The sequence below is a fragment of the Bacillus sp. LL01 genome (assembly GCF_001037965.1).
In genome coordinates this window covers 35,341-59,240 of record NZ_LFEL01000009.1, presented here as the reverse complement: position 1 = coordinate 59,240, position 23,900 = coordinate 35,341, and the positions used below count along the sequence as shown (strand labels likewise).

The 23,900-nt window shown below is 42.4% G+C and carries 42 protein-coding genes; all 42 read right to left on the bottom strand.

From position 1 onward, the window contains the following. Positions 1 to 54: 54 nt before the first annotated feature. The 42 genes from cwlD to rpsJ all read right to left on the bottom strand — a co-directional run bounded on the left by cwlD (position 55) and on the right by rpsJ (position 23,542). On the bottom strand, positions 55 to 777 hold the full coding sequence (gene cwlD, locus AB685_RS20105; RefSeq protein ID WP_047972379.1) for an N-acetylmuramoyl-L-alanine amidase CwlD: 723 nt from the start codon (positions 775 to 777) through the stop codon (positions 55 to 57). A gap of 62 nt (positions 778 to 839) precedes the next feature. Continuing rightward, positions 840 to 1,280 (bottom strand): YbaK family protein, encoded by a 441-nt coding sequence (locus tag AB685_RS20100; RefSeq protein ID WP_047972378.1) that lies wholly within the window; start codon positions 1,278 to 1,280, stop codon positions 840 to 842. 97 nt (positions 1,281 to 1,377) lie between these two features. Beyond that, positions 1,378 to 1,824, bottom strand: coding sequence for a hypothetical protein (locus AB685_RS20095; protein WP_047972377.1), 447 nt, complete (start codon positions 1,822 to 1,824; stop codon positions 1,378 to 1,380). A 33-nt stretch (positions 1,825 to 1,857) separates the two neighbouring features. After that, entirely contained in the window at positions 1,858 to 2,628 is a 771-nt protein-coding gene (locus AB685_RS20090; protein WP_047972376.1) for a hypothetical protein, read from the bottom strand. Positions 2,629 to 2,650: 22 nt separating this feature from the next. Further along, positions 2,651 to 2,965: a hypothetical protein gene (locus AB685_RS20085; protein ID WP_047972375.1), complete on the bottom strand. Its 315-nt coding sequence runs from the start codon at positions 2,963 to 2,965 to the stop codon at positions 2,651 to 2,653. Positions 2,966 to 3,687: 722 nt separating this feature from the next. After that, the gene (gene rpsI / locus AB685_RS20080) at positions 3,688 to 4,080 is read right to left on the bottom strand and encodes a 30S ribosomal protein S9 (RefSeq protein WP_047972374.1); all 393 of its coding nucleotides are present in this window, start codon (positions 4,078 to 4,080) and stop codon (positions 3,688 to 3,690) included. 20 nt (positions 4,081 to 4,100) lie between these two features. Beyond that, positions 4,101 to 4,538: a 50S ribosomal protein L13 gene (gene rplM / locus AB685_RS20075; RefSeq protein ID WP_010191550.1), complete on the bottom strand. Its 438-nt coding sequence runs from the start codon at positions 4,536 to 4,538 to the stop codon at positions 4,101 to 4,103. A 164-nt stretch (positions 4,539 to 4,702) separates the two neighbouring features. Beyond that, on the bottom strand, positions 4,703 to 5,449 hold the full coding sequence (gene truA / locus AB685_RS20070; protein ID WP_128755914.1) for a tRNA pseudouridine(38-40) synthase TruA: 747 nt from the start codon (positions 5,447 to 5,449) through the stop codon (positions 4,703 to 4,705). Between the two features lie 5 nt (positions 5,450 to 5,454). After that, positions 5,455 to 6,261 carry an energy-coupling factor transporter transmembrane protein EcfT gene (locus AB685_RS20065; protein WP_047972372.1) on the bottom strand — a complete coding sequence of 269 codons (807 nt, stop codon included), beginning with the start codon at positions 6,259 to 6,261 and terminating at the stop codon, positions 5,455 to 5,457. Next, the gene (locus AB685_RS20060; protein WP_047972371.1) at positions 6,251 to 7,126 is read right to left on the bottom strand and encodes an energy-coupling factor ABC transporter ATP-binding protein; all 876 of its coding nucleotides are present in this window, start codon (positions 7,124 to 7,126) and stop codon (positions 6,251 to 6,253) included. Before AB685_RS20060 ends, AB685_RS20065 begins: the two co-directional genes overlap by 11 nt. Further along, positions 7,102 to 7,935: an energy-coupling factor ABC transporter ATP-binding protein gene (locus AB685_RS20055; protein WP_047972370.1), complete on the bottom strand. Its 834-nt coding sequence runs from the start codon at positions 7,933 to 7,935 to the stop codon at positions 7,102 to 7,104. The genes AB685_RS20060 and AB685_RS20055 overlap by 25 nt, the downstream gene beginning before the upstream one ends. A 629-nt stretch (positions 7,936 to 8,564) precedes the next feature. Next, positions 8,565 to 8,927 carry a 50S ribosomal protein L17 gene (rplQ, locus tag AB685_RS20050; protein ID WP_047972369.1) on the bottom strand — a complete coding sequence of 121 codons (363 nt, stop codon included), beginning with the start codon at positions 8,925 to 8,927 and terminating at the stop codon, positions 8,565 to 8,567. 75 nt (positions 8,928 to 9,002) lie between these two features. Beyond that, positions 9,003 to 9,947 (bottom strand): DNA-directed RNA polymerase subunit alpha, encoded by a 945-nt coding sequence (locus AB685_RS20045; RefSeq protein WP_047972368.1) that lies wholly within the window; start codon positions 9,945 to 9,947, stop codon positions 9,003 to 9,005. Positions 9,948 to 10,117: 170 nt separating this feature from the next. Further along, on the bottom strand, positions 10,118 to 10,507 hold the full coding sequence (rpsK, locus tag AB685_RS20040) for a 30S ribosomal protein S11 (protein ID WP_047972367.1): 390 nt from the start codon (positions 10,505 to 10,507) through the stop codon (positions 10,118 to 10,120). Between the two features lie 29 nt (positions 10,508 to 10,536). After that, a complete protein-coding gene (gene rpsM, locus AB685_RS20035) occupies positions 10,537 to 10,902 on the bottom strand; it encodes a 30S ribosomal protein S13 (protein ID WP_010191536.1) in 366 nt (121 codons plus the stop codon). 20 nt (positions 10,903 to 10,922) lie between these two features. Further along, on the bottom strand, positions 10,923 to 11,036 hold the full coding sequence (rpmJ, locus tag AB685_RS20030; protein WP_003156543.1) for a 50S ribosomal protein L36: 114 nt from the start codon (positions 11,034 to 11,036) through the stop codon (positions 10,923 to 10,925). A gap of 41 nt (positions 11,037 to 11,077) precedes the next feature. Continuing rightward, positions 11,078 to 11,296 (bottom strand): translation initiation factor IF-1, encoded by a 219-nt coding sequence (infA, locus tag AB685_RS20025; protein ID WP_047972366.1) that lies wholly within the window; start codon positions 11,294 to 11,296, stop codon positions 11,078 to 11,080. Further along, positions 11,296 to 11,610 carry a KOW domain-containing RNA-binding protein gene (locus AB685_RS20020; protein ID WP_047972365.1) on the bottom strand — a complete coding sequence of 105 codons (315 nt, stop codon included), beginning with the start codon at positions 11,608 to 11,610 and terminating at the stop codon, positions 11,296 to 11,298. Before AB685_RS20020 ends, infA begins: the two co-directional genes overlap by 1 nt. Before the next feature lie 13 nt (positions 11,611 to 11,623). Beyond that, entirely contained in the window at positions 11,624 to 12,370 is a 747-nt protein-coding gene (map, locus tag AB685_RS20015; RefSeq protein WP_047972364.1) for a type I methionyl aminopeptidase, read from the bottom strand. After that, positions 12,370 to 13,020 carry an adenylate kinase gene (locus AB685_RS20010; RefSeq protein WP_047972363.1) on the bottom strand — a complete coding sequence of 217 codons (651 nt, stop codon included), beginning with the start codon at positions 13,018 to 13,020 and terminating at the stop codon, positions 12,370 to 12,372. The genes map and AB685_RS20010 overlap by 1 nt, the downstream gene beginning before the upstream one ends. A 60-nt stretch (positions 13,021 to 13,080) precedes the next feature. Further along, positions 13,081 to 14,376, bottom strand: a complete 1,296-nt coding sequence (gene secY / locus AB685_RS20005) for a preprotein translocase subunit SecY (protein WP_047972362.1) — start codon at positions 14,374 to 14,376, stop codon at positions 13,081 to 13,083. Next, complete coding sequence (gene rplO / locus AB685_RS20000) at positions 14,376 to 14,816, bottom strand: 50S ribosomal protein L15 (protein ID WP_047972361.1); 441 nt, start codon at positions 14,814 to 14,816, stop codon at positions 14,376 to 14,378. Before rplO ends, secY begins: the two co-directional genes overlap by 1 nt. Before the next feature lie 33 nt (positions 14,817 to 14,849). Continuing rightward, positions 14,850 to 15,032, bottom strand: coding sequence for a 50S ribosomal protein L30 (rpmD, locus tag AB685_RS19995; RefSeq protein ID WP_047972360.1), 183 nt, complete (start codon positions 15,030 to 15,032; stop codon positions 14,850 to 14,852). Between the two features lie 13 nt (positions 15,033 to 15,045). Further along, positions 15,046 to 15,546 (bottom strand): 30S ribosomal protein S5, encoded by a 501-nt coding sequence (rpsE, locus tag AB685_RS19990; protein ID WP_047972359.1) that lies wholly within the window; start codon positions 15,544 to 15,546, stop codon positions 15,046 to 15,048. A 20-nt stretch (positions 15,547 to 15,566) separates the two neighbouring features. Next, positions 15,567 to 15,926 (bottom strand): 50S ribosomal protein L18, encoded by a 360-nt coding sequence (rplR, locus tag AB685_RS19985; RefSeq protein WP_047972358.1) that lies wholly within the window; start codon positions 15,924 to 15,926, stop codon positions 15,567 to 15,569. Positions 15,927 to 15,961: 35 nt separating this feature from the next. Beyond that, the gene (gene rplF / locus AB685_RS19980) at positions 15,962 to 16,498 is read right to left on the bottom strand and encodes a 50S ribosomal protein L6 (protein ID WP_047972357.1); all 537 of its coding nucleotides are present in this window, start codon (positions 16,496 to 16,498) and stop codon (positions 15,962 to 15,964) included. A 31-nt stretch (positions 16,499 to 16,529) separates the two neighbouring features. After that, positions 16,530 to 16,928 (bottom strand): 30S ribosomal protein S8, encoded by a 399-nt coding sequence (gene rpsH, locus AB685_RS19975; protein ID WP_047972356.1) that lies wholly within the window; start codon positions 16,926 to 16,928, stop codon positions 16,530 to 16,532. A gap of 30 nt (positions 16,929 to 16,958) precedes the next feature. After that, complete coding sequence (locus tag AB685_RS19970) at positions 16,959 to 17,144, bottom strand: type Z 30S ribosomal protein S14 (protein ID WP_010191505.1); 186 nt, start codon at positions 17,142 to 17,144, stop codon at positions 16,959 to 16,961. Between the two features lie 30 nt (positions 17,145 to 17,174). Then, on the bottom strand, positions 17,175 to 17,714 hold the full coding sequence (gene rplE / locus AB685_RS19965) for a 50S ribosomal protein L5 (protein WP_047972355.1): 540 nt from the start codon (positions 17,712 to 17,714) through the stop codon (positions 17,175 to 17,177). Between the two features lie 26 nt (positions 17,715 to 17,740). After that, positions 17,741 to 18,052 carry a 50S ribosomal protein L24 gene (rplX, locus tag AB685_RS19960; protein ID WP_010191502.1) on the bottom strand — a complete coding sequence of 104 codons (312 nt, stop codon included), beginning with the start codon at positions 18,050 to 18,052 and terminating at the stop codon, positions 17,741 to 17,743. A 38-nt stretch (positions 18,053 to 18,090) separates the two neighbouring features. Next, a complete protein-coding gene (gene rplN / locus AB685_RS19955) occupies positions 18,091 to 18,459 on the bottom strand; it encodes a 50S ribosomal protein L14 (RefSeq protein WP_047972354.1) in 369 nt (122 codons plus the stop codon). Positions 18,460 to 18,500: 41 nt separating this feature from the next. After that, positions 18,501 to 18,764: a 30S ribosomal protein S17 gene (rpsQ, locus tag AB685_RS19950; protein ID WP_047972353.1), complete on the bottom strand. Its 264-nt coding sequence runs from the start codon at positions 18,762 to 18,764 to the stop codon at positions 18,501 to 18,503. 19 nt (positions 18,765 to 18,783) lie between these two features. After that, on the bottom strand, positions 18,784 to 18,984 hold the full coding sequence (rpmC, locus tag AB685_RS19945; protein ID WP_010191499.1) for a 50S ribosomal protein L29: 201 nt from the start codon (positions 18,982 to 18,984) through the stop codon (positions 18,784 to 18,786). Further along, on the bottom strand, positions 18,974 to 19,408 hold the full coding sequence (gene rplP, locus AB685_RS19940) for a 50S ribosomal protein L16 (RefSeq protein WP_047972352.1): 435 nt from the start codon (positions 19,406 to 19,408) through the stop codon (positions 18,974 to 18,976). The genes rpmC and rplP overlap by 11 nt, the downstream gene beginning before the upstream one ends. 2 nt (positions 19,409 to 19,410) lie before the next feature. Next, the gene (gene rpsC, locus AB685_RS19935; protein ID WP_047972351.1) at positions 19,411 to 20,067 is read right to left on the bottom strand and encodes a 30S ribosomal protein S3; all 657 of its coding nucleotides are present in this window, start codon (positions 20,065 to 20,067) and stop codon (positions 19,411 to 19,413) included. 3 nt (positions 20,068 to 20,070) lie between these two features. After that, positions 20,071 to 20,412, bottom strand: a complete 342-nt coding sequence (gene rplV, locus AB685_RS19930; RefSeq protein ID WP_047972350.1) for a 50S ribosomal protein L22 — start codon at positions 20,410 to 20,412, stop codon at positions 20,071 to 20,073. A gap of 19 nt (positions 20,413 to 20,431) precedes the next feature. Further along, positions 20,432 to 20,710 carry a 30S ribosomal protein S19 gene (gene rpsS / locus AB685_RS19925; protein WP_047972349.1) on the bottom strand — a complete coding sequence of 93 codons (279 nt, stop codon included), beginning with the start codon at positions 20,708 to 20,710 and terminating at the stop codon, positions 20,432 to 20,434. 57 nt (positions 20,711 to 20,767) lie between these two features. After that, on the bottom strand, positions 20,768 to 21,598 hold the full coding sequence (rplB, locus tag AB685_RS19920) for a 50S ribosomal protein L2 (protein WP_047972348.1): 831 nt from the start codon (positions 21,596 to 21,598) through the stop codon (positions 20,768 to 20,770). Positions 21,599 to 21,639: 41 nt separating this feature from the next. Then, positions 21,640 to 21,927, bottom strand: a complete 288-nt coding sequence (gene rplW / locus AB685_RS19915; protein WP_047972347.1) for a 50S ribosomal protein L23 — start codon at positions 21,925 to 21,927, stop codon at positions 21,640 to 21,642. Continuing rightward, positions 21,927 to 22,550 (bottom strand): 50S ribosomal protein L4, encoded by a 624-nt coding sequence (gene rplD / locus AB685_RS19910; RefSeq protein ID WP_047972346.1) that lies wholly within the window; start codon positions 22,548 to 22,550, stop codon positions 21,927 to 21,929. The genes rplW and rplD overlap by 1 nt, the downstream gene beginning before the upstream one ends. A 25-nt stretch (positions 22,551 to 22,575) precedes the next feature. Next, positions 22,576 to 23,196 (bottom strand): 50S ribosomal protein L3, encoded by a 621-nt coding sequence (gene rplC / locus AB685_RS19905; RefSeq protein ID WP_047972345.1) that lies wholly within the window; start codon positions 23,194 to 23,196, stop codon positions 22,576 to 22,578. A gap of 37 nt (positions 23,197 to 23,233) precedes the next feature. Next, a complete protein-coding gene (gene rpsJ / locus AB685_RS19900; protein WP_010191483.1) occupies positions 23,234 to 23,542 on the bottom strand; it encodes a 30S ribosomal protein S10 in 309 nt (102 codons plus the stop codon). Positions 23,543 to 23,900 lie beyond the last annotated feature (358 nt).

Here is a 23,900-nt window from a genome sequence, read left to right as displayed (position 1 = left end):
CAGGAGCTCCTCTACAAAAAACATGGTTATTGCATATAAAAATCCCCCTTTTCGTCATTGAGGGGGATCTGGCAATTCCTTTTCATCGGTATAGTGGCGCATAATTCCGTTATAAATGGATGCAGCAAGTGACTTCTGATATTCTTCTGTATTAAGTAACGCCCGTTCAGATGGATTGGAGAGGAATCCTACTTCAACAAGCGCACCTGGAATTTCGGCATTTTTTAATATAAATAGGGTGTTCATGGATTTCGCATATCTATCCGTATTTTCAAGATTAACCCTAAATTCCTCCTGTATGAACTTTGCCAGCCGTTCATTGCCTTCGTGTTTGGTTCCATGGTAGAAAGTTTGGGCGCCTCTCCACCTCGGGGAAGGAATGGCATTCAAGTGGATGCTGATAAACAAATCGCCATCCGACTCATTAATCATCTCGATCCGTTTCCGCAAATCTTCAACTTTTCTGCGACTATAGCCCTTTGTCGCAGGATCAGCTAAATCCACGTCCTCTTCACGGGTCATCAGCACCAAGGCTCCCTGCTCCTGGAGATAGTCTTTCACATAATGGGATACTTGCAAGGCTACATCCTTTTCTAGAATCTCACCACCAACAGCACCTCCATCAGGACCGCCATGGCCCGGATCTAGGATGATGATCTTTCCGCTCAACGGCAAATTCCACTGCTCCCACGTATCCTCTGAAAACAACTGATATTGAAAAACGGCTGTCACCGTTAAGGCTGCTGTTAGAAATGCCCAAAATTTCCACCTTCGCATATGTATCCCTCCCGCATGTCCATTCTATAAACTATATGGGACAAGGGGGAAGTTTATGATAATTAGTGTAGCCTCATGCGATACCTTTTTTCACCTTTATGGAAGCCTTCCTGCCACCAATAGTCGACGAATGCATCGCACGTCATATAAAAGGATTCATGAACCATATCATTATCGCCGATCGAACCCCAATACAGGAAATAATCATACATCGTATCAATCAGATATTTCTCTTCCACATGGCAGCGCGTTTTCACTTTCTCCGCACTTTCACCGTAAAAACCAAACTTGCTATATGATGCACCTAGAAGATACGCCTCAATTGCCACATCGAGACAGCCCTCTTCAATGGCAGTAACCTGCTTTTTGTTTTTTAAGTATGGCGAAAAAAAATCTTTCACCTTTGTCCGTAAAACCTCGAGTGATATTTCACGCAGCATTTTGCGCTCGTATTTCATCTGCTTTTCCCTGCGTTTTTCCTTAAAGGTTGTTACTACAGTCATCTCTTTCACACCCTTTCCCGATTAGTTTCCTAATGGGCGAGGGCTTTCATGCGCACAAAGAATGAGTACGTTTTTCCAAGTCAGAAATTGGGTTCATTCATTCCTTTTTCTCCATTGCTTCCTGCCGCGCCTCTGCAAGCTTCAGGTATGTTTCTTCCATAATCCGCTCGACTTCTAACATGAATTGCTCTTGTTGCCCTTCTATGTCAAACTCGACCGAGCGAATCAGCTCCTCTGTATAACTCCTGAGTTCCGCCTTACGCTTTTCTGCCTCTTGGGAAGAAAAGTCTGCAAGCTCTTTATCAGCATTACTTAATTTCACCGCTATCTCTTGTTTCAAGATGGCCATTTGCACTTCCTTCTCATTCACAATTACCTCTTCCAGGGAATTGATTGATTCCTGTTTCTGCCCTTCAAACCAATTGGTCAGCAATGCTTGAATATTGGAGCTGGCAAAAGTGGTTTTCAGTTCTGCTGTAAAAAGAAGTGCCATGATCATGAAGGCAACAAAGAACAGTCTCCTATATGACGTCATTCTTTTCACCCACTTCACCTCTTCTCTAAATCGAGCACACTATTAGTCATTGATGCTTTCCATTACCTCATCAAGGCTTGCTTTCGCTTCCTCTTCCAATTCCAACGCTTTAGCTGTGATGATATTTTGCTGCTCCCTGACTAGTCCATTAATTATAGTCGTCAATGCCTCTCGCAAATCGCTCAACTTAAAGGTGATCTGCTGCTCGAGATTATACCTGCTCACTTGCTCTTCCATCGCAAGCTGTGCAGACAATTCTGCTTTGGCCTGTTCAATAGCATCCTCCAGTTCTGAAACGGCGGATTCTTTTGCAGAAGTCAATTCCTGTGTCATTTCATTTACAGCAGTCTGTCCAGTTTCACTGGTAAAGTCCTGAAAGCTTTGCTGCACAGTCCCTAAAGCTGCATCCCCTTGATTTTGGATGGCAACATACCCTTCCAGGAAGATATGCTGGTACACTTGATAGTTCATGTTTTCAAGCAAAGCCAATTTCTCAGCATCCAACGAGGCAAGATGCTCCTCTTTTACACTCATGATTTCCGTTCCTGCCCTTGTAAGCTCCGTTGCCATTGTTTCATTGATTTTCAACCCTGCACCGACTTTAAGCTGTTCCGTATTTGCTGCCCAATTTTCAAATGCTTCATTAGCAGCTGTTTGGTTATCAGCCAAAATGGATTGCTGGGTATTACCGAAAATCCCGTTGTACCACTGTCTCAAAGGGGAACCTTCACTTGCACTCGCAAAGGTCAAACCAACGCCTGAAACCAAACCAACGGCTACTGTACCTGCTACCAATTTCTTTTTCCATGACATATAAATCGCTCCTTTTTATGAGTTATTGTTTTTCATCCAATAATTCTGCGAGATATTGCTCCAATTCCTGGGTAAGTTCTGCGTCCAAGTCCACTCTTCGCTCTTCGTAGTAGCTGCCCAGCGGATTTTGGTTCAGTTGCACTTTTGCGTCTGTTAGTTGTTGAATATATTCATTTTGATGGAGTTCGATGTTTCTCTTTGTTGAGGTTGTGGTGGACGTGAGGAACTCTTCTAATTCTTGGGAGTAGTGGGAGTTGTCAATCTCTTGAGGCTGATCTGAAAAAATTTCATTTGGAATCTGGCCTTGATTGGAATAACCTTTCCATTGTTCATTCATCCAATCTTTAAAGCTGCCCCAACTATTTGCTTGGACTTGGCTTCCTGCAAAGAAAAAACAAGCCAGAGCCAGGCACGTTATGGTTATTCTACTCTTTATGGCTACTCATCCCCCTTCCAAATTATTTTCATTATTAAGAACAAATTATAAAGCATGTCTTAAATTTAATTAAGTTGCATAATGCCTATTTAATTCACTATATAGAACAAGGGGAAACGGTCAATTTCACCTAATTTTTACATAATTACCAATTGCACATGTGAAATACTACTTAGGTAGTTAGGCGTACTGGTTGTTTTTAAAGTACGCTTCGAATGGAATACCTATCTCCAAAGGGTTAGGGAGCTTTGGGGGGAATACATCATGATGTGGGGGGATTATTCATGCTTCTGGGGGAAATCCTGCACGTTTGGGGGGGAATCACTCCTTTTGCGGTTGAATTAAATTTCCAGTGGGGGGGTTTTCGCAAGTTACGGGGGGATTCCACCCGGTTAGTGGAGAGAACCGCTGTCTAACATATAGAGAATATCCGTTTCTGCGGTGGGATTAAACTAAAAATCGATCATCCTACAGGAATCCAATGAAAAATGGTGCCACACTACTGGTATAAAATGCACATCAGCAAGAATAAAGATGACAACCATAGCCATAAACAACCAACAAAAACCAACAAAAAATCCCCGACCACAAAGGCCAGGGGTTTTTCATATAAAATTCGAAGATTAACGTTTTGAGAACTGAGGTGCTTTACGAGCGCCTTTAAGTCCGTATTTTTTACGCTCTTTCATACGCGCGTCACGAGTTAGGAACCCTGCACGCTTTAAAGTAGCACGGAACTCAGGATCAGCTTGCAATAATGCACGAGCGATTCCGTGACGGATCGCACCAGCTTGACCAGTGTATCCTCCACCGTCAACGTTTACTAATACATCGTAGTTACCTTCTGTTTCAGTAACTGCCAATGGTTGTTTAACAACGTTACGTAGAGCTTCGAATGGGATGTAGTTTTCGATATCACGATCGTTGATCACGATTTGTCCGTTACCAGGAACTAGACGTACACGTGCAACGGAGCTTTTACGACGACCTGTGCCGTAGTATTGTACTTGTGCCAAAGTTATACCCTCCTTATTAATTAACCGCGAAGTTCGTAAACTTCAGGTTGTTGTGCTTGGTGTGGATGCTCGCTTCCAGCATACACGTTCAATTTTTTAGCTTGTTGGCGGCCAAGACTTCCTTTTGGAAGCATGCCTTTAATTGCTAGTTCTAACATCTTTGTAGGATAGTTAGTACGCATTTCCAAAGCCGTTCTTTGTTTTAATCCACCTGGGTGCATTGTGTGACGGTAGTAGATCTTACCGTTCAACTTGTTACCAGTTAAGTGGATTTTTTCTGCATTGATAATGATTACATGATCTCCAGTGTCTACGTTTGGAGTAAAAGTTGGTTTATGTTTACCACGTAAAATGGATGCAACTTCACTTGCAAGACGACCTAAAGTTTGACCTTCAGCGTCAACCACGTACCATTTACGATTAATTTCGCTAGCTTTCGCCATAAACGTTGTACGCATTAAATTTCCCTCCTAAAAAAAATAAAGCTTTTATTTTTCATTTCTTAATATATTTTATTCATCACGATGAAACTCTTCCGGGGCTTGATCGTGGGGTTAAAATACATACCATGTGATATCTTATCTCTTTTTTGCGAAATTGTCAAGAAAATGTTACACCAGGATTAGTTGTCATCATAATCCACGGTCCATAAGTATAAACCGTGTGCAGGTGCCGTTTTTCCTGCCGCACCCCGATTCTTAGCCTCGAGTATCTGAAAAATATCTCCTGGTAATTTTTTACCTTGTCCAACTTCCAGTAAGGTCCCGACGATAATGCGGACCATATTGTATAAAAATCCGTTCCCTACAATACGGAATTCCAGCTCCTCGCCTTCCATCACGGCTTCTAGTGAATAAATTTTTCTTACCTTGTCCTCCACTTCCGTCTTGGCAGAACAGAAGCTTGTAAAATCATGCTCACCCAGAAAATACTTGCAGGCCTCACGTAAAGGCACCATATCCAAAGAAAAAGGATAATGGAACACATGGTCACGGTTAAACACATTAAAGTCCTTCGCCAAGCTCACCTTGTAGCGATATTCCTTCTTCACCACATCAAAGCGCGCATGAAAGGCACTGTCTACCGCTTCCACCTTATTCACCCAGATATCCTTCGGCAGATGAGCATTCATCGCCCTTTGCCAGGCAGCCTCAGGAATGCTGAGTGGGGAATCAAAGTGCAACACCTGCCCGACAGCATGTACACCTGCATCGGTACGGCCGGATGCGGAAACTCTCATCTCCGCTCCCTTATGAATGCGTGACAGCGCCCTCTGTAATTCCAGTTGTACGGTACGCTTTTCCTTTTGGATCTGATAGCCTTCAAATTGTGCCCCATCATAAGAGAGGGTACATTTTAATCTGTTCATCATATCTAACTCCAATATGTTCGGATAAGAACCAATATAAACGTAAGGATAGCCAGGACCACCATCAGTATAGTATCCTTCGTCTGCCATTTTAGCAGACGGAATTTCGTTCTTCCTTCCCCGCCATTATAGCCGCGTGCCTCCATTGCTGTAGCAAGCTCCTCCGCGCGTTTGAATGCACTGATAAACAATGGGACAAGCAAAGGCACCAACGCCTTCACGCGCTCCTTCAGTGGCCCCACAGTGAAGTCTGCACCTCTTGCGCTCTGTGCCTTCATGATCTTGTCCGTCTCCTGCATCAATGTCGGGATGAATCGCAGAGAGATTGACATCATAAGGGCCAGCTCGTGCACAGGGACTCCGACCTTCTTGAATGGACCAAACAAGGTCTCCATCCCATCTGTGACCTCGATCGGCGTGGTGGTCAATGTAAGGATGGTCGTAATGGTAATCAGGAATAAAAATCGTAATGATATAAAAATTGCTTGTATAATGCCTTCTTCGTACACCTGAATAAAGCCTGCTTCAAACAACAGTGTCCCTTCTTTTGTTAAAAACACATGAAAGATCATAGTGAAAATAATTATCCAAATGATCGGTTTCAACCCTTTTAAAATAAAGGGTATTGAAATTCTGGTGAGCAATACGAAGGTCAACGTAAAGGCTCCAAGGAGTAAATAGCCCCATAGATTATTGGCGAGGAATACTACCATTACAAAAATGAAAACGAGCAACAGTTTTGCCCTTGGATCCATTCGATGAACGATGGATGTGCCAGGAACATAACGACCGATGATCAGATTATTCATCATGCCCCCTCCCCCCTTTCACTCGGGAGGCAATGGCATGTGCCACTTCATCAACGGTTAAGCAAACCTCGCCAAATTCACGGTCTAATCGGAGTCCCAGGTCTTTCATGAAAAGAACCGTCTCAGGGACATCCAAGCCAAGCCTGTGTAGCTCATCAGCCTGTCCGAAAATCTCCCTTGGTGTTCCTTTTAACCCTACCGTTCCCTTATTCATGACCATAATGGTATCTGCATACCTAGCTGCATCTTCCATACTGTGCGTGACAAGAATCGTCGTAAGCTTCTGCTCCTTGTACAACTTGTAAAATAAATCCATGATTTCTTTACGACCGCGGGGATCCAGACCTGCTGTCGGTTCATCCAATACAAGGACCTCAGGCTGCATGGCAAGCACCCCGGCAATGGCCACCCTTCGCATCTGCCCTCCACTTAAGTCAAACGGGGAAGATTCCAGGTACTTATCGGGTAACCCAACCAGCTTTAACGCCTCTCTAGCACGCCTTTTCGCTTCCTCTTCAGGAACACCAAAATTGATTGGACCGAAGCATACATCCTTTTCCACCGTCTCATCAAACAACTGGTGCTCCGGAAACTGAAAGACGATACCTACCTTTTTGCGAAGAGACTTGATTTTCTTTTCCTTTTTATTGGCATGCAAGGTGATATCCCCCACCTGGATGCTGCCTTTTGTAGGCCTAAGTAGTCCATTAAGGTGTTGCAACAACGTCGACTTGCCGGAGCCGGTATGCCCAATGATGGCTGTATAAGAGTTATCCGGTATCATCATGTCGACATCAAACAGGGCAACCCTCTCAAAAGGGGTATTCACCTGATAGCGATGTTCTAAATCTTTGATTGTAATTTGCATAACTCATCCATCAGCCTTTCCCTATTGGTCGGATCTGTCTCGAACTCTATACCCAACTGCTTCAGTTTATTTACCAATATGATCGGAAAAGGCAAATCAAGACCTATTTCCACAAGCTTATCGCCATTTCGGAAAACCTCATCCGGAGTACCCTCCCCGAATATTTCCCCACCATTCATAACAATGATACGGTCTGCTCTGGCTGCTTCTTCAAGGTCATGGGTAATCGATATCACCGTGACACCCATTTCCTGTCTTAGCTCCTCTATCGTGTCGATCACTTCTTTCCGTCCGATAGGATCCAGCATACTCGTTGCTTCATCCAAAATGATGATGGATGGTCGTAGCGCAATCAAACCCGCAATGGCCACACGCTGCTTTTGGCCACCTGAGAGTTGATGTGGCTCTTGGGTTAAAAAAGATCCCATCCCTACTTTTTCAATCCCCTCTGCTACGCGGGAAAGCATTTCTTCGCGGGGGACGCCAATATTTTCTAAACCAAACGCAACATCATCCTCCACAGTCGATCCTACAAATTGGTTATCAGGATTTTGAAAGACCATGCCTACCTGTCTTCTGATATCCCAGATGGATTCCTCCGTCGATCTAACTCCCTGAACCGTCACAGTCCCATCTGTCGGAAGCTGCAAGCCGTTCAGAATTCTTGCCAATGTTGACTTACCGGAGCCGTTATGACCAACAATTGCAGTCCATTCTCCCTGATTCACTTCTAGATTGATATTCTTTAACGTATCTTCTTCTTGGTTTGCATAGCGGAAGAACAAGTCCTTCACTTCTAAGATGGCCATGAAAAAATACAACTCCTCTCTTCTCAGCTGATCTATTCTCTCTATTATAGCCTTTCAACTCGAAAGAACTCTACTTACTACACCGCTGGTGATTTCCGCACTGGTAATACGCCCTTACTCCCTTGTTGCTTTGCGTTCCAGGTGTTCGCTTTCCGCGGGACGGTGTTTGAGCCTCCTCACTTCGTTGCGGGGTCTCAACCAACCGTTACTCCCCCGCAGGAGTCTCACACCTTGCACTCCAAGCAACAGGGGGTTACTGCTTTCCTCTACATCACCCATGGCTGGTATTTCAAGCACAATCACCCATGAAGTGAATTGAAAGTCTCTAAACCTATATCAATGAGATTTATAGCTGTGGATTGGAGCAAATGGTGTAGACTCCAGCGGGGGAGCAGCGACAATCTTGAGACCCCGCAGGGCGTAGCCTGAGGAGGCTCAAGGTCGCCCCGCGGAAAGCGAAGCCATTTGCGGAAAGCAACAGCGGTGTAAAATACTACTCTCTGAAATAAAAAGGCAAAAAAATAAAGGGCTTAGATCAGTCATTACAACTGTCCGCCCTTATTTATGACTGACTATAGCGACTTTAAAGAATCGTTTCCTATCTTTAAACCACTATCATCTATTATATATTATACAAGTTCAATGATTACCATTGGAGCTCCGTCTCCACGACGAGGACCAATTTTCATGATACGAGTGTATCCACCTTGACGCTCTTCGTAACGTGGAGCGATATCAGCGAATAACTTTTGAACTGCATCTTGACCAGTTTCAGCGTTCGCTACTTCATGACGAACGTAAGAAGCTGCTTGACGACGAGCATGCAAGTCACCACGCTTACCAAGAGTGATCATTTTGTCTACTAAAGAACGTAATTCTTTCGCACGTGCTTCAGTAGTTTCAATGCGCTCACTGATGATCAAGTCAGTAGTTAAGTCACGTAACATTGCTTTACGCTGTGCGCTAGTACGACCTAATTTTCTGTATCCCATGTTGATGTTCCCTCCTTCTGTAGAAAGTAATGAAACGTTCAAATACATAAAGATGCCTAGTTTTCCAAGTAAAAACTAGTCATCTTTACGCAGGCCAAGACCAAGCTCTTCTAATTTGTGCTTGACTTCTTCTAAAGACTTACGGCCTAAGTTACGAACTTTCATCATATCTTCTTCTGTCTTATTTGCAAGCTCCTGAACAGTGTTGATACCAGCACGCTTCAGGCAGTTGTAAGAACGAACGGATAGATCCAATTCTTCGATAGTCATCTCTAGAACTTTCTCTTTCTGATCTTCTTCTTTTTCTACCATGATTTCTGCGTTTTGTGCTTCATCTGTCAGACCTACAAAAATGTTTAAGTGCTCAGTTAAAATCTTTGCCCCAAGTGCTACTGCTTCTTGTGGACCGTTACTACCATCTGTCCATACATCGAGTGTAAGCTTGTCGTAGTTTGACACTTGGCCTACTCGAGTGTTTTCAACATAATAAGAAACGCGGGAAACTGGCGTGAAAATAGAGTCAATTGGAATAACACCGATTGGTTGGTCTTCACGTTTGTTTCCGTTCGCTGTTACATATCCACGACCGCGCTTGGCAGTGAAACGGATACGCAAGTGAGCGTCCTTTGCTAACGTAGCGATAGGAAGGTCAGGGTTAAGGATCTCAACATCGCTGTCATGGGTAATGTCAGCAGCTGTTACAGCTCCTTCGCCTTGCACATCAATCTCTAACGTCTTCTCATCATCAGAATAGATTTTTAATGCTAGCTTTTTAACGTTCAAAATAACTGTTGTAACATCTTCAACGACGCCTTCAATTGTTGAGAACTCATGCAGTACACCATCTATTTGGATAGATGTTACAGCGGCACCAGGAAGTGAGGATAAAAGAATACGACGTAAGGAGTTACCCAAAGTTGTTCCATATCCACGCTCAAGTGGCTCGACGACGAATTTACCATAGTTGGCGTCATCGCTGATTTCAACCGTTTCGATTTTTGGTTTTTCGATTTCTAACATTCATAACCCTCCTTCAAAACGTCGAAACCCCGGAAAGACAAGAGATGTCTAACCGAAATTCCCCATAGGTATGTCCCGATTGTGCACAACAACAACATTTAATTTTCTCTGTATATTTAGACTGTATCATCAGCCATTATTGACATGTATACAAAATCTATACAGACAAATTAAACACGGCGACGTTTTGGTGGACGGCAACCGTTATGAGGTACTGGGGTTACGTCTCTGATAGCAGTTACATCAAGACCAGCTGCTTGTAAAGCACGGATTGCTGCTTCACGACCAGCACCAGGGCCTTTAACTGTAACTTCAAGAGTTTTTAAACCGTGCTCCATGCATGCTTTCGCTGCAGTTTCAGCTGCCATTTGAGCTGCGAATGGAGTAGATTTACGAGAACCTCTGAAGCCAAGAGCACCTGCACTAGACCACCCAATTGCGTTTCCGTGAGAGTCAGTAATCGTAACGATTGTGTTATTGAATGTAGAACGGATATGCGCGATACCCTGTTCAATATTCTTTTTCACACGGCGTTTACGTGTATTAGTTTTGCGTGCCATATTTAACTTACCTCCTTACTTAATTGAAATTATTTCTTTTTGTTTGCTACAGTACGACGAGGTCCTTTACGTGTACGAGCATTGTTTTTAGTGTTTTGACCGCGAACCGGTAAACCACGACGGTGACGAAGACCACGGTAGCAACCGATCTCGATTAGACGTTTAATGTTTAGAGATACTTCACGACGAAGGTCACCCTCAACTTTAATTTTATCTACAACATCACGAATCTTTCCTAATTCTTCTTCAGTTAAGTCGCGAACGCGAGTGTCTTCAGAAACACCAGCTTCAGCCAATACTTTCTCAGCTGTGGAACGACCGATACCGAAAACGTAAGTTAATGAAATTACAACGCGCTTGTCGCGAGGAACATCAACACCAGCAATACGTGCCATATATGCGCACCTCCCTCAAGTTATCCTTGTTTTTGTTTATGTTTCGGGTTTTCACAAATAACCATGACTTTACCTTTTCTACGAATAACTTTACATTTTTCGCAGATTGGCTTAACAGATGGTCTCACTTTCATCTTATATTACCTCCCTGATAGTACGGAGTGCTAAAATAGGTTTATTTAAAACGATACGTAATTCTACCGCGTGTTAAATCGTATGGAGAAAGCTCCACCGTTACTTTATCTCCTGGTAGGATTCGAATAAAGTGCATACGTATTTTCCCAGATACATGAGCCAACACAGTATGACCATTTTCCAATTCTACTTTAAACATAGCATTTGGTAAAGTCTCCATGACCGTACCTTCTACTTCAATTACATCGTCTTTCGCCATTAATTAAGTTCTCCCTTCTTCAAATCAGTAACAAGCTCATTTACAAATTTGGTCAGTGCAAAACGCAGCTTACCATTTGTCACACGGCCTGTTTCCTTCATACTGTTCTGAACTTCTGGAGACACGTAATCAAAAAAATCAAGATGATGAATGTTCTTTTTCTTTGGGCGGTCAAACTTCCGTTTGTCTCCATCCGCTAGGACGACAAAACGCTCATCAAGAATTTTAATAATTACGGCATACTGTCCGGCATCTCTGCCTTGAGTAATCGAAACAATTTGGCCTACTTGCAGAGTCGAATCGGATTCGATCAAGCGATATCACCTCTTAGGCTTTTGTTAAGATCTCGTAGCCTGTTTCTGTAATAGCGACCGTATGTTCAAAATGAGCACACATTTTACCGTCAACAGTAACAACAGTCCAGTCATCTGCTAACGTTTTTACGTAGCGAGTGCCTGCATTGACCATTGGTTCAATTGCAAGAACCATACCAGGTTTTAACCGTGGACCTTTATTAGGAGGCCCATAATGAGGAATTTGTGGGTCTTCATGTAAGTCTTGACCAATTCCATGCCCTACATACTCTCTCACAATTGAAAAATCGTGTCCTTCCGCATACATTTGGATCGCATGGGAAACATCAGAGAGACGAGCGCCCGGTTTAACTTCCTTGATGCCTTCATACAATGATTGTTCCGTGACTTCAAGTAATCGCTTTGTTTCATCGGATATGTTACCAACAGCATACGTCCAAGCGGAGTCTCCGTGGTAACCATTATACTTAGCACCAATATCTATGCTAATGATATCTCCGTCTTTCAGTACTCTATCGCCGGGAATACCATGAACAAGTTCTTCATTGACAGAAGCGCAGATGCTTCCGCGAAAACCATTATACCCCTTAAACGAAGGAATTGCATCATGTTTGACGATGAATTTCTCAGCAATATCATCCAATTGCTTCGTTGTTACACCAGGTACAATATGCTTTTTTAATTCTTGATGAGTCAAGGCGACAATTCTACCTGCTTCTCTCATGATGTCTAGTTCACGAGGAGTTTTACAGATAATCATTACGCACGACCTCCAAGAAGTTCTTCTATATCAGCGAATACTTTATCAATCGCTTGTTGGCCATCGATGTTGCGAAGATAGCCTTTAGACTTGTAAAAGTCCAGTAATGGCTTAGATTGTTTCACGTTCACTTCAAGGCGGTTACCTACAGTTTCTTCGTTGTCATCTGCACGTTGATACAGCTCGCCGCCACACTTGTCACAAACACCATCTTTAGTAGGTGGGTTGAATACCAAGTGGTAAGTGGCTCCACAATCTTTACAAATACGACGTCCTGTCAAACGCTCCATCAGAATGCTTTGGTCGACATTGACATTGATGACAAAGTCAATCTTGCGACCTAGTTCTTCCAGCATCTGCTCAAGAGCATCAGCTTGAGGAACCGTTCTTGGGAAACCATCTAATAGAAAGCCGTCCTTGCAATCTTCTTTTTCTAATCTTTCACGAACGATACCGATCGTCACTTCATCCGGAACAAGCTGACCTTGATCCATGAAAGATTTCGCCTTCATGCCCAGTTCAGTTTCTTCCTTCATAGCAGCACGAAACATATCTCCAGTAGAGATATGAGGGATATTGTACTTCTCGACAATTCGTTCTGCTTGAGTACCTTTACCGGCACCCGGAAGTCCCATTAGAACTAAATTCATCTTTTTGCCCCCTCAGTATCTTGTGAAGTATATTGGGATAATGTTATCCCAATTACTTCATTACTTGATAAACCCTTTATAATGACGCTTCACTAACTGGCTCTCTAGCTGCTTCATCGTCTCAAGTGCAACACCCACGACGATCAGTAGACTAGTACCGCCAATCTGCACTGCTGCAGGAAGACCGGCAAAGCTCATAAAGATGATAGGTAGGATAGAAATAGCTGCTAAGAATAATGCGCCAACAAAAGTTAGTCGGTAGATAATCTTTGTCAAGTATTCCTGTGTATTTACACCAGGACGAATTCCTGGAATATATCCACCTTGTTTCTTTAAGTTTTCTGCCATCTGCTCAGGATTGGACTGAACAAATGTGTAGAAATAAGTGAAGGCAATTATAAGAGCAACATATACAACCATACCGATTGGATTCGTATAATCAAAAGAACTGATGATCCATCTTGTCACAGCATTCTCATTAAAGAATGATGCAATTGTCGGTGGTGTAATGATAAAGGATACTGCAAAGATAACTGGAATTACCCCTGCTGCATTAACCTTCAATGGTAAGTGTGTAGTATGCCCTCCACCAGTAGGAGCGCGCCCCGCCATCTTCTTCGCATACTGAATCGGAATCTTACGTAACGCTTGCTGGATAAAGATGACACCTACGATAACAGCCAAGATAGCAAGTATGATTAAAGCGACAATAACAAGATTCAAGAACAACTGATCTCCAGCATCCTGGATCAAAGAAGCATAAATCTGGTTTGCGCCTGTCGGGATTGCAGATACGATACCAGCGAAGATCAGAATGGAGATTCCGTTACCGACGCCATGTGCCGTGATTTGCTCACCAAGCCACATCAAAAATGCTGTTCCTGCCGTTAACACTACCGCTATAAGCAGATAAGTAGTGATTGTCGGATTCGAAATCAATTGACCATTGGCCATAGTGTTGAATCCAATTGACATACCGATTGCCTGGATAAAACCAAGTACAATGGTAAAATACCTAGTGAATTGAGCTAGTTTGCGACGTCCAGCTTCTCCTTGTTTTGACCACTCCGTAAACTTCGGAACAACATCCATTTGTAAAAGTTGTACAATGATGGACGCTGTGATGTATGGCATTACACCCATGGCAAGAATAGAGAAGTTCTGAAGAGCTCCACCACCAAAAGTATTCAGGATACCAAATACACTAAGTTCATCCTGGAATTTCAAAATGTCAGCGTTCACCCCTGGTACTGGGATAAACGTACCGATACGGAAAATTACTAACATTAATAGGGTGAAGACTATTTTCTTTCTTATATCACCCACGCGCATAAAATTGGAGAATGTCTGGAACATTAAATCACCTCAACTGAACCGCCAGCTGCTTCGATCGCTTCCTTAGCTGCTGAGGAGAATTTATGAGCACGAACTGTAAGCTTCTTCTCGACAGAACCGTTACCCAACACTTTAAGACCAGCGTTTAATTTGCTAACTAAACCTGTTTCTACTAGTAATTCTGGAGTAACTTCAGTTCCTTCGTCAAAGCGGTTAAGTGCATCAAGGTTGATAATTGCATACTCTTTACGATGAATGTTCGTGAATCCGCGCTTAGGTAAGCGTTGGAATAGAGGTGTTTGACCACCTTCGAATCCAGGACGAACGCCACCGCCTGAGCGTGCATTTTGACCTTTATGACCTCTACCAGAAGTTTTTCCGTTACCAGAACCAGTTCCGCGACCTACACGGTTGCGTTCTTTACGTGATCCTTCGTTAGGTTTTAACTCATGAAGTTTCATTGTGGCACCTCCTTATTTAAAAAACCGTTTCTATTATTGCTCTTTCACAGTAACAAGGTGAGATACCTTGTTAATCATTCCACGGATAGCTGCGTTATCCTCATGGACAACTGTTTGGTGCATCTTTTTCAAACCAAGTGTTTGAACAGTCACACGTTGATCTTGTGGACGACCGATTACACTGCGAGTGAGGGTGATTGCTAATTTATTCGCCATTTTGTTTCCCTCCTTATCCTAACAGTTCTTCTACCGTTTTACCACGCAATTTAGCAACGTCCTCTGCACGTTTCAATTGCTTTAATCCGTTAAGTGTAGCACGGATCATGTTGATTGGTGTGTTAGATCCTAAAGATTTAGAAAGGATGTCTTGAACACCCGCTAACTCAAGTACCGCACGAACTGGTCCTCCAGCGATTACCCCAGTACCCTCAGAAGCAGGCTTCAATAGGATTTCACCAGAACCAAATTCACCAAGTACTTGGTGAGGAATTGTTGTACCAACGATAGGTACAGCAACCATGTTCTTTTTCGCATCTTCAATTGCTTTACGGATTGCTTCAGGTACCTCTTGAGCTTTACCAGTACCAAAACCAACATTACCGTTTTTATCTCCTACTACTACAAGAGCAGCAAAGCGGAAACGACGTCCACCTTTAACTACTTTCGCAACGCGATTAACCGTAACTACGCGTTCTTCAAGTTCTAATTTGTTTGGATCAATACGACGCATCAGTGTCCCTCCTTTGTCGATTAAAATTCTAGACCAGCCTCACGTGCAGCATCTGCTAATGCTTTCACACGGCCGTGATATAAGTATCCACCGCGGTCGAATACTACCGATTTGATTCCTTGTTCAATTGCGCGCTTTGCAACTAGTTCTCCAACTGCTTTAGCGGACTCTACGTTACTACCATTAGCTGTTACATCCTTGTCAAGTGTAGAAGCACTTGCGATTGTCACAGAATTAGTATCGTCGATCACTTGAGCGTAAATGTGTTGGTTGGAACGAAACACATTTAAACGTGGACGAGTTGCAGTTCCTGATAGCTTAGCACGGACACGAGTGTGTCTCTTCTTACGAGTAGAATTCTTATCAGGTTTTGTAATCATCGTGCAGTCACTCCTTTCTATCTGCTTATGCCGTATTACTTAGCAGTTTTACCTTCTTTACGACGTACATGTTCACCTTCATAACGAATACCTTTACCTTTGTAAGGTTCTGGTGGGCGAACGTCACGAATGTTTGCTGCTAAAGCACCTACGCGTTCTTTATCAATACCTTTAATAATGATCTTTGTGTTTGCTGGTACTTCCACTTCAACACCTTGTTCAGGAGTGATTTCAACTGGATGAGAGTAACCAACGTTAAGAACTAGTTTGCTACCTTGCTTAGAAGCACGGTAACCAACCCCGATAAGTTCTAATCCTCTTTCGAAACCTTTTGTTACACCTTCAACCATGTTGTTTAAAAGTGCACGAGTAGTTCCGTGGATTGTGCGGTGTTCTTTGCTGTCAGAAGGACGTACTACTGTTAATACGTTTTCTTCTACTGTAATAGCCAATTCTTGGCTGAATGTACGAGTTAATTCACCTTTAGGACCTTTTACGGTAACTGTGTTGTTGTCGTTTGTAATTGTAACCCCAGTAGGGATCTCAATAGGTTTTTTACCTACACGTGACATAGTTACACCTCCGTTCATTTAAAGAAATTTATTACCAAACGTACGCTAATACTTCTCCACCAGCTTGTTGTTGACGAGCTTCTTTATCAGTGATAACACCTTGAGAAGTAGAGATGATCGCAATACCTAAACCGTTTAATACACGAGGTACCTCATTTGCTTTTGCATAAACACGAAGACCAGGCTTACTGATACGCTTAAGACCAGTAATAACACGCTCGTTGTTTGCACCGTATTTCAAGAAAATACGAATGATACCTTGTTTGTTGTCTTCGATAAATTCTACGTCACGTACGAAACCTTCACGCTTTAAGATTTCAGCAACTTCTTTTTTGATTTTAGAAGCAGGAAGTTCAAGCTTCTCGTGACGCACCATGTTCGCATTGCGGATGCGAGTAAGCATATCTGCAATAGGATCTGTCATAACCATTTAATTTACCTCCTTCCCAATTATCGGGTTTTACCAACTTGCTTTTTTAACGCCAGGAATTTGGCCTTTATAAGCTAATTCACGGAAACAAATACGGCAAAGCTTAAATTTACGGATTACAGAGTGGGGACGTCCACAACGTTCGCAACGAGTATAAGCTTGCACATTATGTTTAGGTGTGCGTTTTTGTTTCGCAATCATTGATTTTTTAGCCACATTTTCGCCTCCCTCTACCACACGCTGGTATTATTTTTGGAATGGCATTCCGAATGATGTTAAAAGCTCACGAGCTTCTTCATCAGTGTTAGCAGTAGTAACGATAACGATATCCATACCACGAACCTTGTTAACTTTATCGTAATCAATTTCAGGGAAGATAAGCTGTTCTTTCACTCCAAGAGTGTAGTTTCCACGACCGTCGAAAGACTTCTTGGAGATTCCACGGAAGTCACGTACACGTGGTAGGGAAACAGATACTAACTTATCTAGGAATTCGTACATACGCTCTCCACGTAATGTAACTTTCGCACCGATAGGCATTCCTTCACGAAGACGGAAACCAGCGATAGATTTTTTCGCTTTTGTTACAACAGGTTTTTGACCAGTGATAGAAGTTAACTCTTCTACAGCAGCGTCTAACGCTTTCGAGTTAGCAACTGCATCACCAACACCCATGTTGATAACGATTTTCTCAAGCTTTGGAGCTTGCATCACAGATTTATAGTTAAACTTGCCCATTAGAGCAGGAATAATTTCGCTTTGATACTTTTCTTTTAGGCGGTTCATCAAAAGTACCTCCTTTCTTCAACGTTCTATTTATCTAATTGTTCACCTGATTTTGTTGCAACACGTACTTTTTTACCGTCTACTACCTTGTATCCTACACGAGTCGGTTCACCAGACTTCGGATCTAAAGGCATAACGTTTGATACATGAATAGGTGCCTCACGGTTGATGATTCCACCTTGAGGATTTTCTTGAGATGGTTTAGCGTGCTTTTTGATCACGTTGATTCCTTCTACAAGAACACGGTCTTTCTTAGGATAAGATTCAAGAATTACTCCTTGTTTCCCTTTATCCTTACCAGAGATAACTACAACTTTATCACCTTTTTTGACATGCATCCTTTCGCACCTCCTTGACAAACATCTTTTCTTTATAATTACAGAACTTCTGGAGCTAAAGATACAATCTTCATGTAGTTGTTATCACGCAATTCACGTGCAACTGGGCCGAAGATACGAGTTCCACGAGGGCTCTTATCATCTTTGATAATTACACATGCGTTCTCATCGAAACGGATATATGAACCATCGTTACGACGAACTCCACGCTTTGTACGTACTACTACAGCTCTCACTACGTCACCTTTTTTAACAACGCCTCCTGGTGTTGCTTGTTTCACTGTACAAACAATAACATCACCAATGTTTGCATAACGACGACCAGATCCACCTAATACTTTAATAGCAAGTACTTCACGAGCACCTGAGTTATCAGCAACTTTCAAACGAGATTCTTGTTGAATCATGCTTGGTACCTCCCTTCGGAATTACTATCCGAACTTAAATATTAGATAATTACAGCTTTCTCTACTACCTCTACTAAACGGAAACGCTTCGTTGAAGATAATGGACGAGTCTCCATGATTTTCACGATGTCGCCAGTTTTAGCTGTGCTATTTTCATCATGCGCTTTGTACTTTTTGGAGTACTTAACACGTTTGCCGTAGAGTGCGTGAGTTTTATAAGTTTCTACAAGGACTGTGATTGTTTTGTCCATTTTATCAGACACAACACGTCCAGTGTAAACTTTACGTTGGTTACGTTCACTCATTTCGCGAACCTCCTCTTGATTATTTGTTAGAAGCGATCTCTCTCTCGCGAACAACTGTTTTCATACGAGCGATTGACTTACGTACTTCGCGAATACGAGCAGTGTTTTCTAATTGACCAGTCGCTAATTGAAAGCGTAGGTTGAATAACTCTTCTTTTAAAGATTTCACTTTTTGTTCAATCTCGGCAGTGGTTAAGTCGCGTAGTTCATTAGCTTTCATTAGATTCACCACCAATTTCTTCACGTTTTACGAACTTACATTTAACTGGCAGTTTGTGCATAGCTAAACGTAATGCTTCACGAGCTACTTCTTCAGGTACACCTGAAATTTCAAACAAAACCTTTCCAGGTTTAACAACTGCTACCCATCCTTCTGGAGCACCTTTACCGGAACCCATTCGGACCTCTAGAGGTTTTGCAGTATATGGTTTTGAAGGGAAAATTTTAATCCAAACTTTACCGCCACGTTTCATATAACGAGTCATCGCACGACGTGCTGCTTCGATTTGACGGTTAGTGATCCAAGAAGCTTCAAGAGATTGTAAACCAAACTCTCCGAAATGTACTTCTGTACCGCCTTTCGCTTTACCACGCATTTTTCCACGATGTTCGCGGCGATATTTTACGCGTTTTGGTAATAACATAATTATTTTCCTCCTTCCTCTTTTTTCTTCTTTGTAGGAAGGACCTCTCCACGGTATATCCATACTTTCACACCTAATTTACCGTAAGTTGTATCAGCTTCAGCTGTACCGTAGTCAATATCAGCGCGAAGAGTATGAAGTGGAACTGTACCCTCACTATAGTGTTCAGAACGAGCGATGTCTGCTCCGCCTAGGCGACCAGAAACCATTGTTTTAATACCTTTCGCACCAGCGCGCATTGCACGTTGAAGTGATTGCTTTTGAGCGCGACGGAAAGATACGCGGTTTTCCAATTGACGAGCGATATTTTCAGCTACCAATTTAGCATCCAAATCTGCTCTCTTAATTTCTAGAATGTTGATGTGTACACGTTTACCAGTTAACTGGTTAAGTGCTTTACGTAATGCTTCAACTTCCGTACCACCTTTACCAATAACCATACCTGGCTTGGCAGTGTGAACAGTAACGTTCAGACGGTTTGCAGCACGTTCGATTTCTACTTTAGAAACAGATGCGTCATTAAGACGTTTTGCAATGTATTCGCGAACTTTGATGTCTTCATGTAGCAGGGTAGCATAATCTTTGCCTGCGTACCATTTGGACTCCCAGTCACGAATGATTCCTACACGAAGACCGATTGGATTTACCTTTTGACCCACTGGTTATCCCTCCTTCTTTTCTGATACCACGATTGTAATGTGGCTAGTACGTTTGTTAATTTGACTCGCACGACCCATTGCACGAGGGCGGAAACGTTTTAAAGTAGGACCTTCGTTAACGTATGCCTCAGTTACAACAAGGGAGTTTGCGTCCATTTCAAAATTATGCTCTGCATTTGCAATAGCGGACTTTAGAACCTTTTCGATTACTGGTGAAGCAGCCTTTGGTGTTAATGTCAAAATGGCTACTGCTTCGCCTACTTGCTTGCCTCGAATTAAATCCATAACTAGACGAGCTTTACGAGGAGCAATACGAACTGTTCTTGCAACAGCTTTAGCTTGCATGTAAAAGCCTCCTCTCTAATTAGCGTTTTGTTTTCTTATCATCATTTCCGTGACCTTTGTAAGCACGAGATGGAGCGAATTCTCCAAGCTTGTGACCTACCATGTCTTCTGTCACATATACAGGTACGTGTTTACGGCCATCATATACAGCGATTGTATGTCCGATAAATTGTGGGAAAATAGTAGAACGACGAGACCAAGTTTTAACAACCTGCTTACCATCAGTTTCATTTAACTTTTCAATCTTTGTCAGTAAATGATCATCTACAAAAGGCCCTTTTTTCAAGCTGCGACCCATATGGAAACCTCCCTTCGTGATTGGTCTACGGCTCTTGTGAACCGTAGTACAACCCCGTTATTTTTTACGACGACGCACGATAAATTTGTCTGACTTGTTTTTCTTCTTACGAGTTTTGAATCCAAGAGTTGGTTTACCCCATGGAGTCATTGGTGACTTACGTCCGATTGGTGAACGTCCTTCACCACCACCGTGTGGGTGATCATTAGGGTTCATTACAGAACCACGTACAGTTGGGCGAATACCCATCCAACGGGAACGTCCTGCTTTACCAATGTTGATAAGTTCGTGTTGTTCATTACCAACTTGACCTACAGTAGCGCGGCAAGTGGAAAGAATCATACGAGTTTCACCAGAAGTTAAACGTACAAGTACGTATTTACCTTCTTTACCAAGTACTTGTGCAGATGTACCTGCAGAGCGAACCAGTTGTCCACCTTTACCTGGTTTTAATTCGATGTTGTGGATTACAGTACCTACTGGGATGTTAATTAGTGGTAGTGCATTTCCTACTTTGATGTCTGCTTCTGGACCAGCATTTAAAGTCATACCCACTTCTAAGTTCTTAGGAGCCAGGATGTAACGCTTTTCTCCATCTGCATAGTTGATTAACGCGATATTAGCGGAACGGTTAGGATCGTACTCAATTGTAGCAACGCGTCCTGGTATACCATCTTTATCACGTTTAAAGTCGATGACGCGGTATTGACGTTTGTGTCCACCACCTTGGTGACGTACAGTCAATTTACCTTGGTTATTACGACCACCTTTTCTGTGTAACGGTGCAAGCAAGCTTTTTTCTGGTTTGTCTGTAGTGATCTCAGCAAAATCAGAAACTGTCATGCCACGACGTCCATTAGAGGTTGGTTTGTATTTTTTAATCGCCATCATGTTCCCTCCTTTTCGATGATGTTTTTATTATTTTTGTATTAAACCTCGAAGAATTCGATTTCTTTGCTATCAGTTTTCAAAGTTACGATAGCTTTTCTACGACGGTTAGTTAATCCGCTATGACGACCTACACGACGGAATTTACCTTTGTAGTTCATGATGTTTACTTTTTCAACGTCTACGCCAAAGATCGCTTCAACAGCATCTTTCACTTCAGTTTTATTAGCTCTAACATCAACCTCAAAAGTGTATTTCTTTTCAGTCATTAAATCTGTAGAACGCTCAGTAATCACGGGGCGCTTAAGAACATCACGATGATCTCTCATTATGCAAGCACCTCCTCTAATTTTTGAACAGCGTCTTTCGTAAAGATTACTTTATCGTGGTTTACAACGTCTAATACGTTCACACCAGTTACTGTAACAACCGTGATTCCAGGAATGTTACGAGCAGATAAAGCAACGTTTTCGCCAGCGTCAGCTGTTACGATTAACGCTTTACGATTAATTTCCAAACCTTTTAATACAGAAGTCATTTCTCTTGTTTTTGGTGCATCAAAAGCCAATCCTTCTAATACTAATAGTTCGTTTTCTAATACCTTGGATGACAATGCAGATTTGATAGCTAAGCGACGAACCTTTTTAGGAAGTTTGTAGCTGTAACTTCTTGGTGTAGGACCGAATACGATACCACCACCACGCCATTGTGGAGAACGGATAGACCCTTGACGAGCACGACCAGTACCCTTTTGACGCCATGGTTTACGTCCACCACCTGCTACTTCAGAACGTCCTTTTACTTTTGCATTACCTTGACGTTGAGATGCTCTTTGCATAACGATCGCATCGAACAATACGCTGTTATTTGGCTCAATACCGAATACAGCATCTGCTAATTCAACTTCACCAACGTTTTCGCCAGCTTGGTTGTATAATGCTACTTTAGGCATTTGTAGTTCCTCCTTTCCTATACAATTAGTTTGCTTTTATAGCACTTTTAATTGTGATTAAAGATTTTTTTGGACCAGGTACGTTACCTTTAACAAGTAATAGGTTACGTTCTGCGTCTACTTTCACGATTTCAAGGTTCTGGATAGTGATGCGCTCTCCACCCATACGTCCAGGTAATAGTTTACCTTTGAATACACGGTTTGGAGCAACAGGTCCCATAGAACCAGGACGACGGTGATAACGGGAACCGTGAGTCATTGGGCCACGAGATTGGTTATGGCGTTTAATTGAGCCTTGGAAACCTTTACCCTTTGAAATTCCTGTTACATCTACTACATCGCCTTCTGCGAAAATATCAACTTTGACTTCTTGACCAACTTCTAAGTTAGCTCCACTGATTTCACGAATGAAGCGCTTAGGTGCTGTGTTCGCTTTAGCAACGTGTCCTTTTAAAGGCTTGTTCGCTAATTTATCACGCTTGTCAGCAAAACCAATTTGAACCGCTTCATATCCGTCTGTTTCAACAGTTTTAACTTGAAGTACTACGTTTGGTGTTGCTTCAATCACTGTTACAGGGATAAGATCGCCGTTTTCAGCAAAAACTTGAGTCATACCAACTTTTCTTCCTAAGATTCCTTTGGTCATCAGTCACACCTCCTAGATTAATTAAGTAATTTATTGATTAAAGCTTGATTTCAATGTCCACACCAGATGGTAGGTCTAAACGCATTAAGCTGTCAACCGTTTGTGGTGTCGGGTTAATGATATCGATTAAGCGCTTATGAGTGCGCATTTCGAATTGCTCACGAGAATCTTTATATTTGTGTACCGCACGTAAGATTGTGTAAACAGATCTTTCCGTTGGTAACGGAATAGGACCAGAAACAGTTGCACCTGAACGTTTTGCAGTTTCAACGATCTTCTCAGAAGATTGATCTAGAATTCTGTGATCATAAGCTTTTAAACGAATGCGAATCTTTTCTTTTGCCATTATTTTTCCCTCCTTTTTTCGCCTATATTATTGATAGACATTCTCCGTGAAAATTAACCTGTCACACTCGCCATGGCAAAGCGGCCGGGTGTGCCAGCAACCTTTCACATCATCGCAGTCAAAGACCAACATTATCTATTATACATTCATTCAATAGACAATGCAACTATTTTTAAAATATATCTCTGAGCACTTTTCATATTATAACGAGAAGTTTGGTTTATTGCAACCGGTGGGCTGCAGAATTATACGCTTCAGTTTTTTCCAGTAGTTTTTGTGATGATTTGGTGGTGGTTATTTATATAGAAGAAAGGCGGATTTTTTGTGGGGGGGGAGTATTGAAGAAACTTTGAATTAT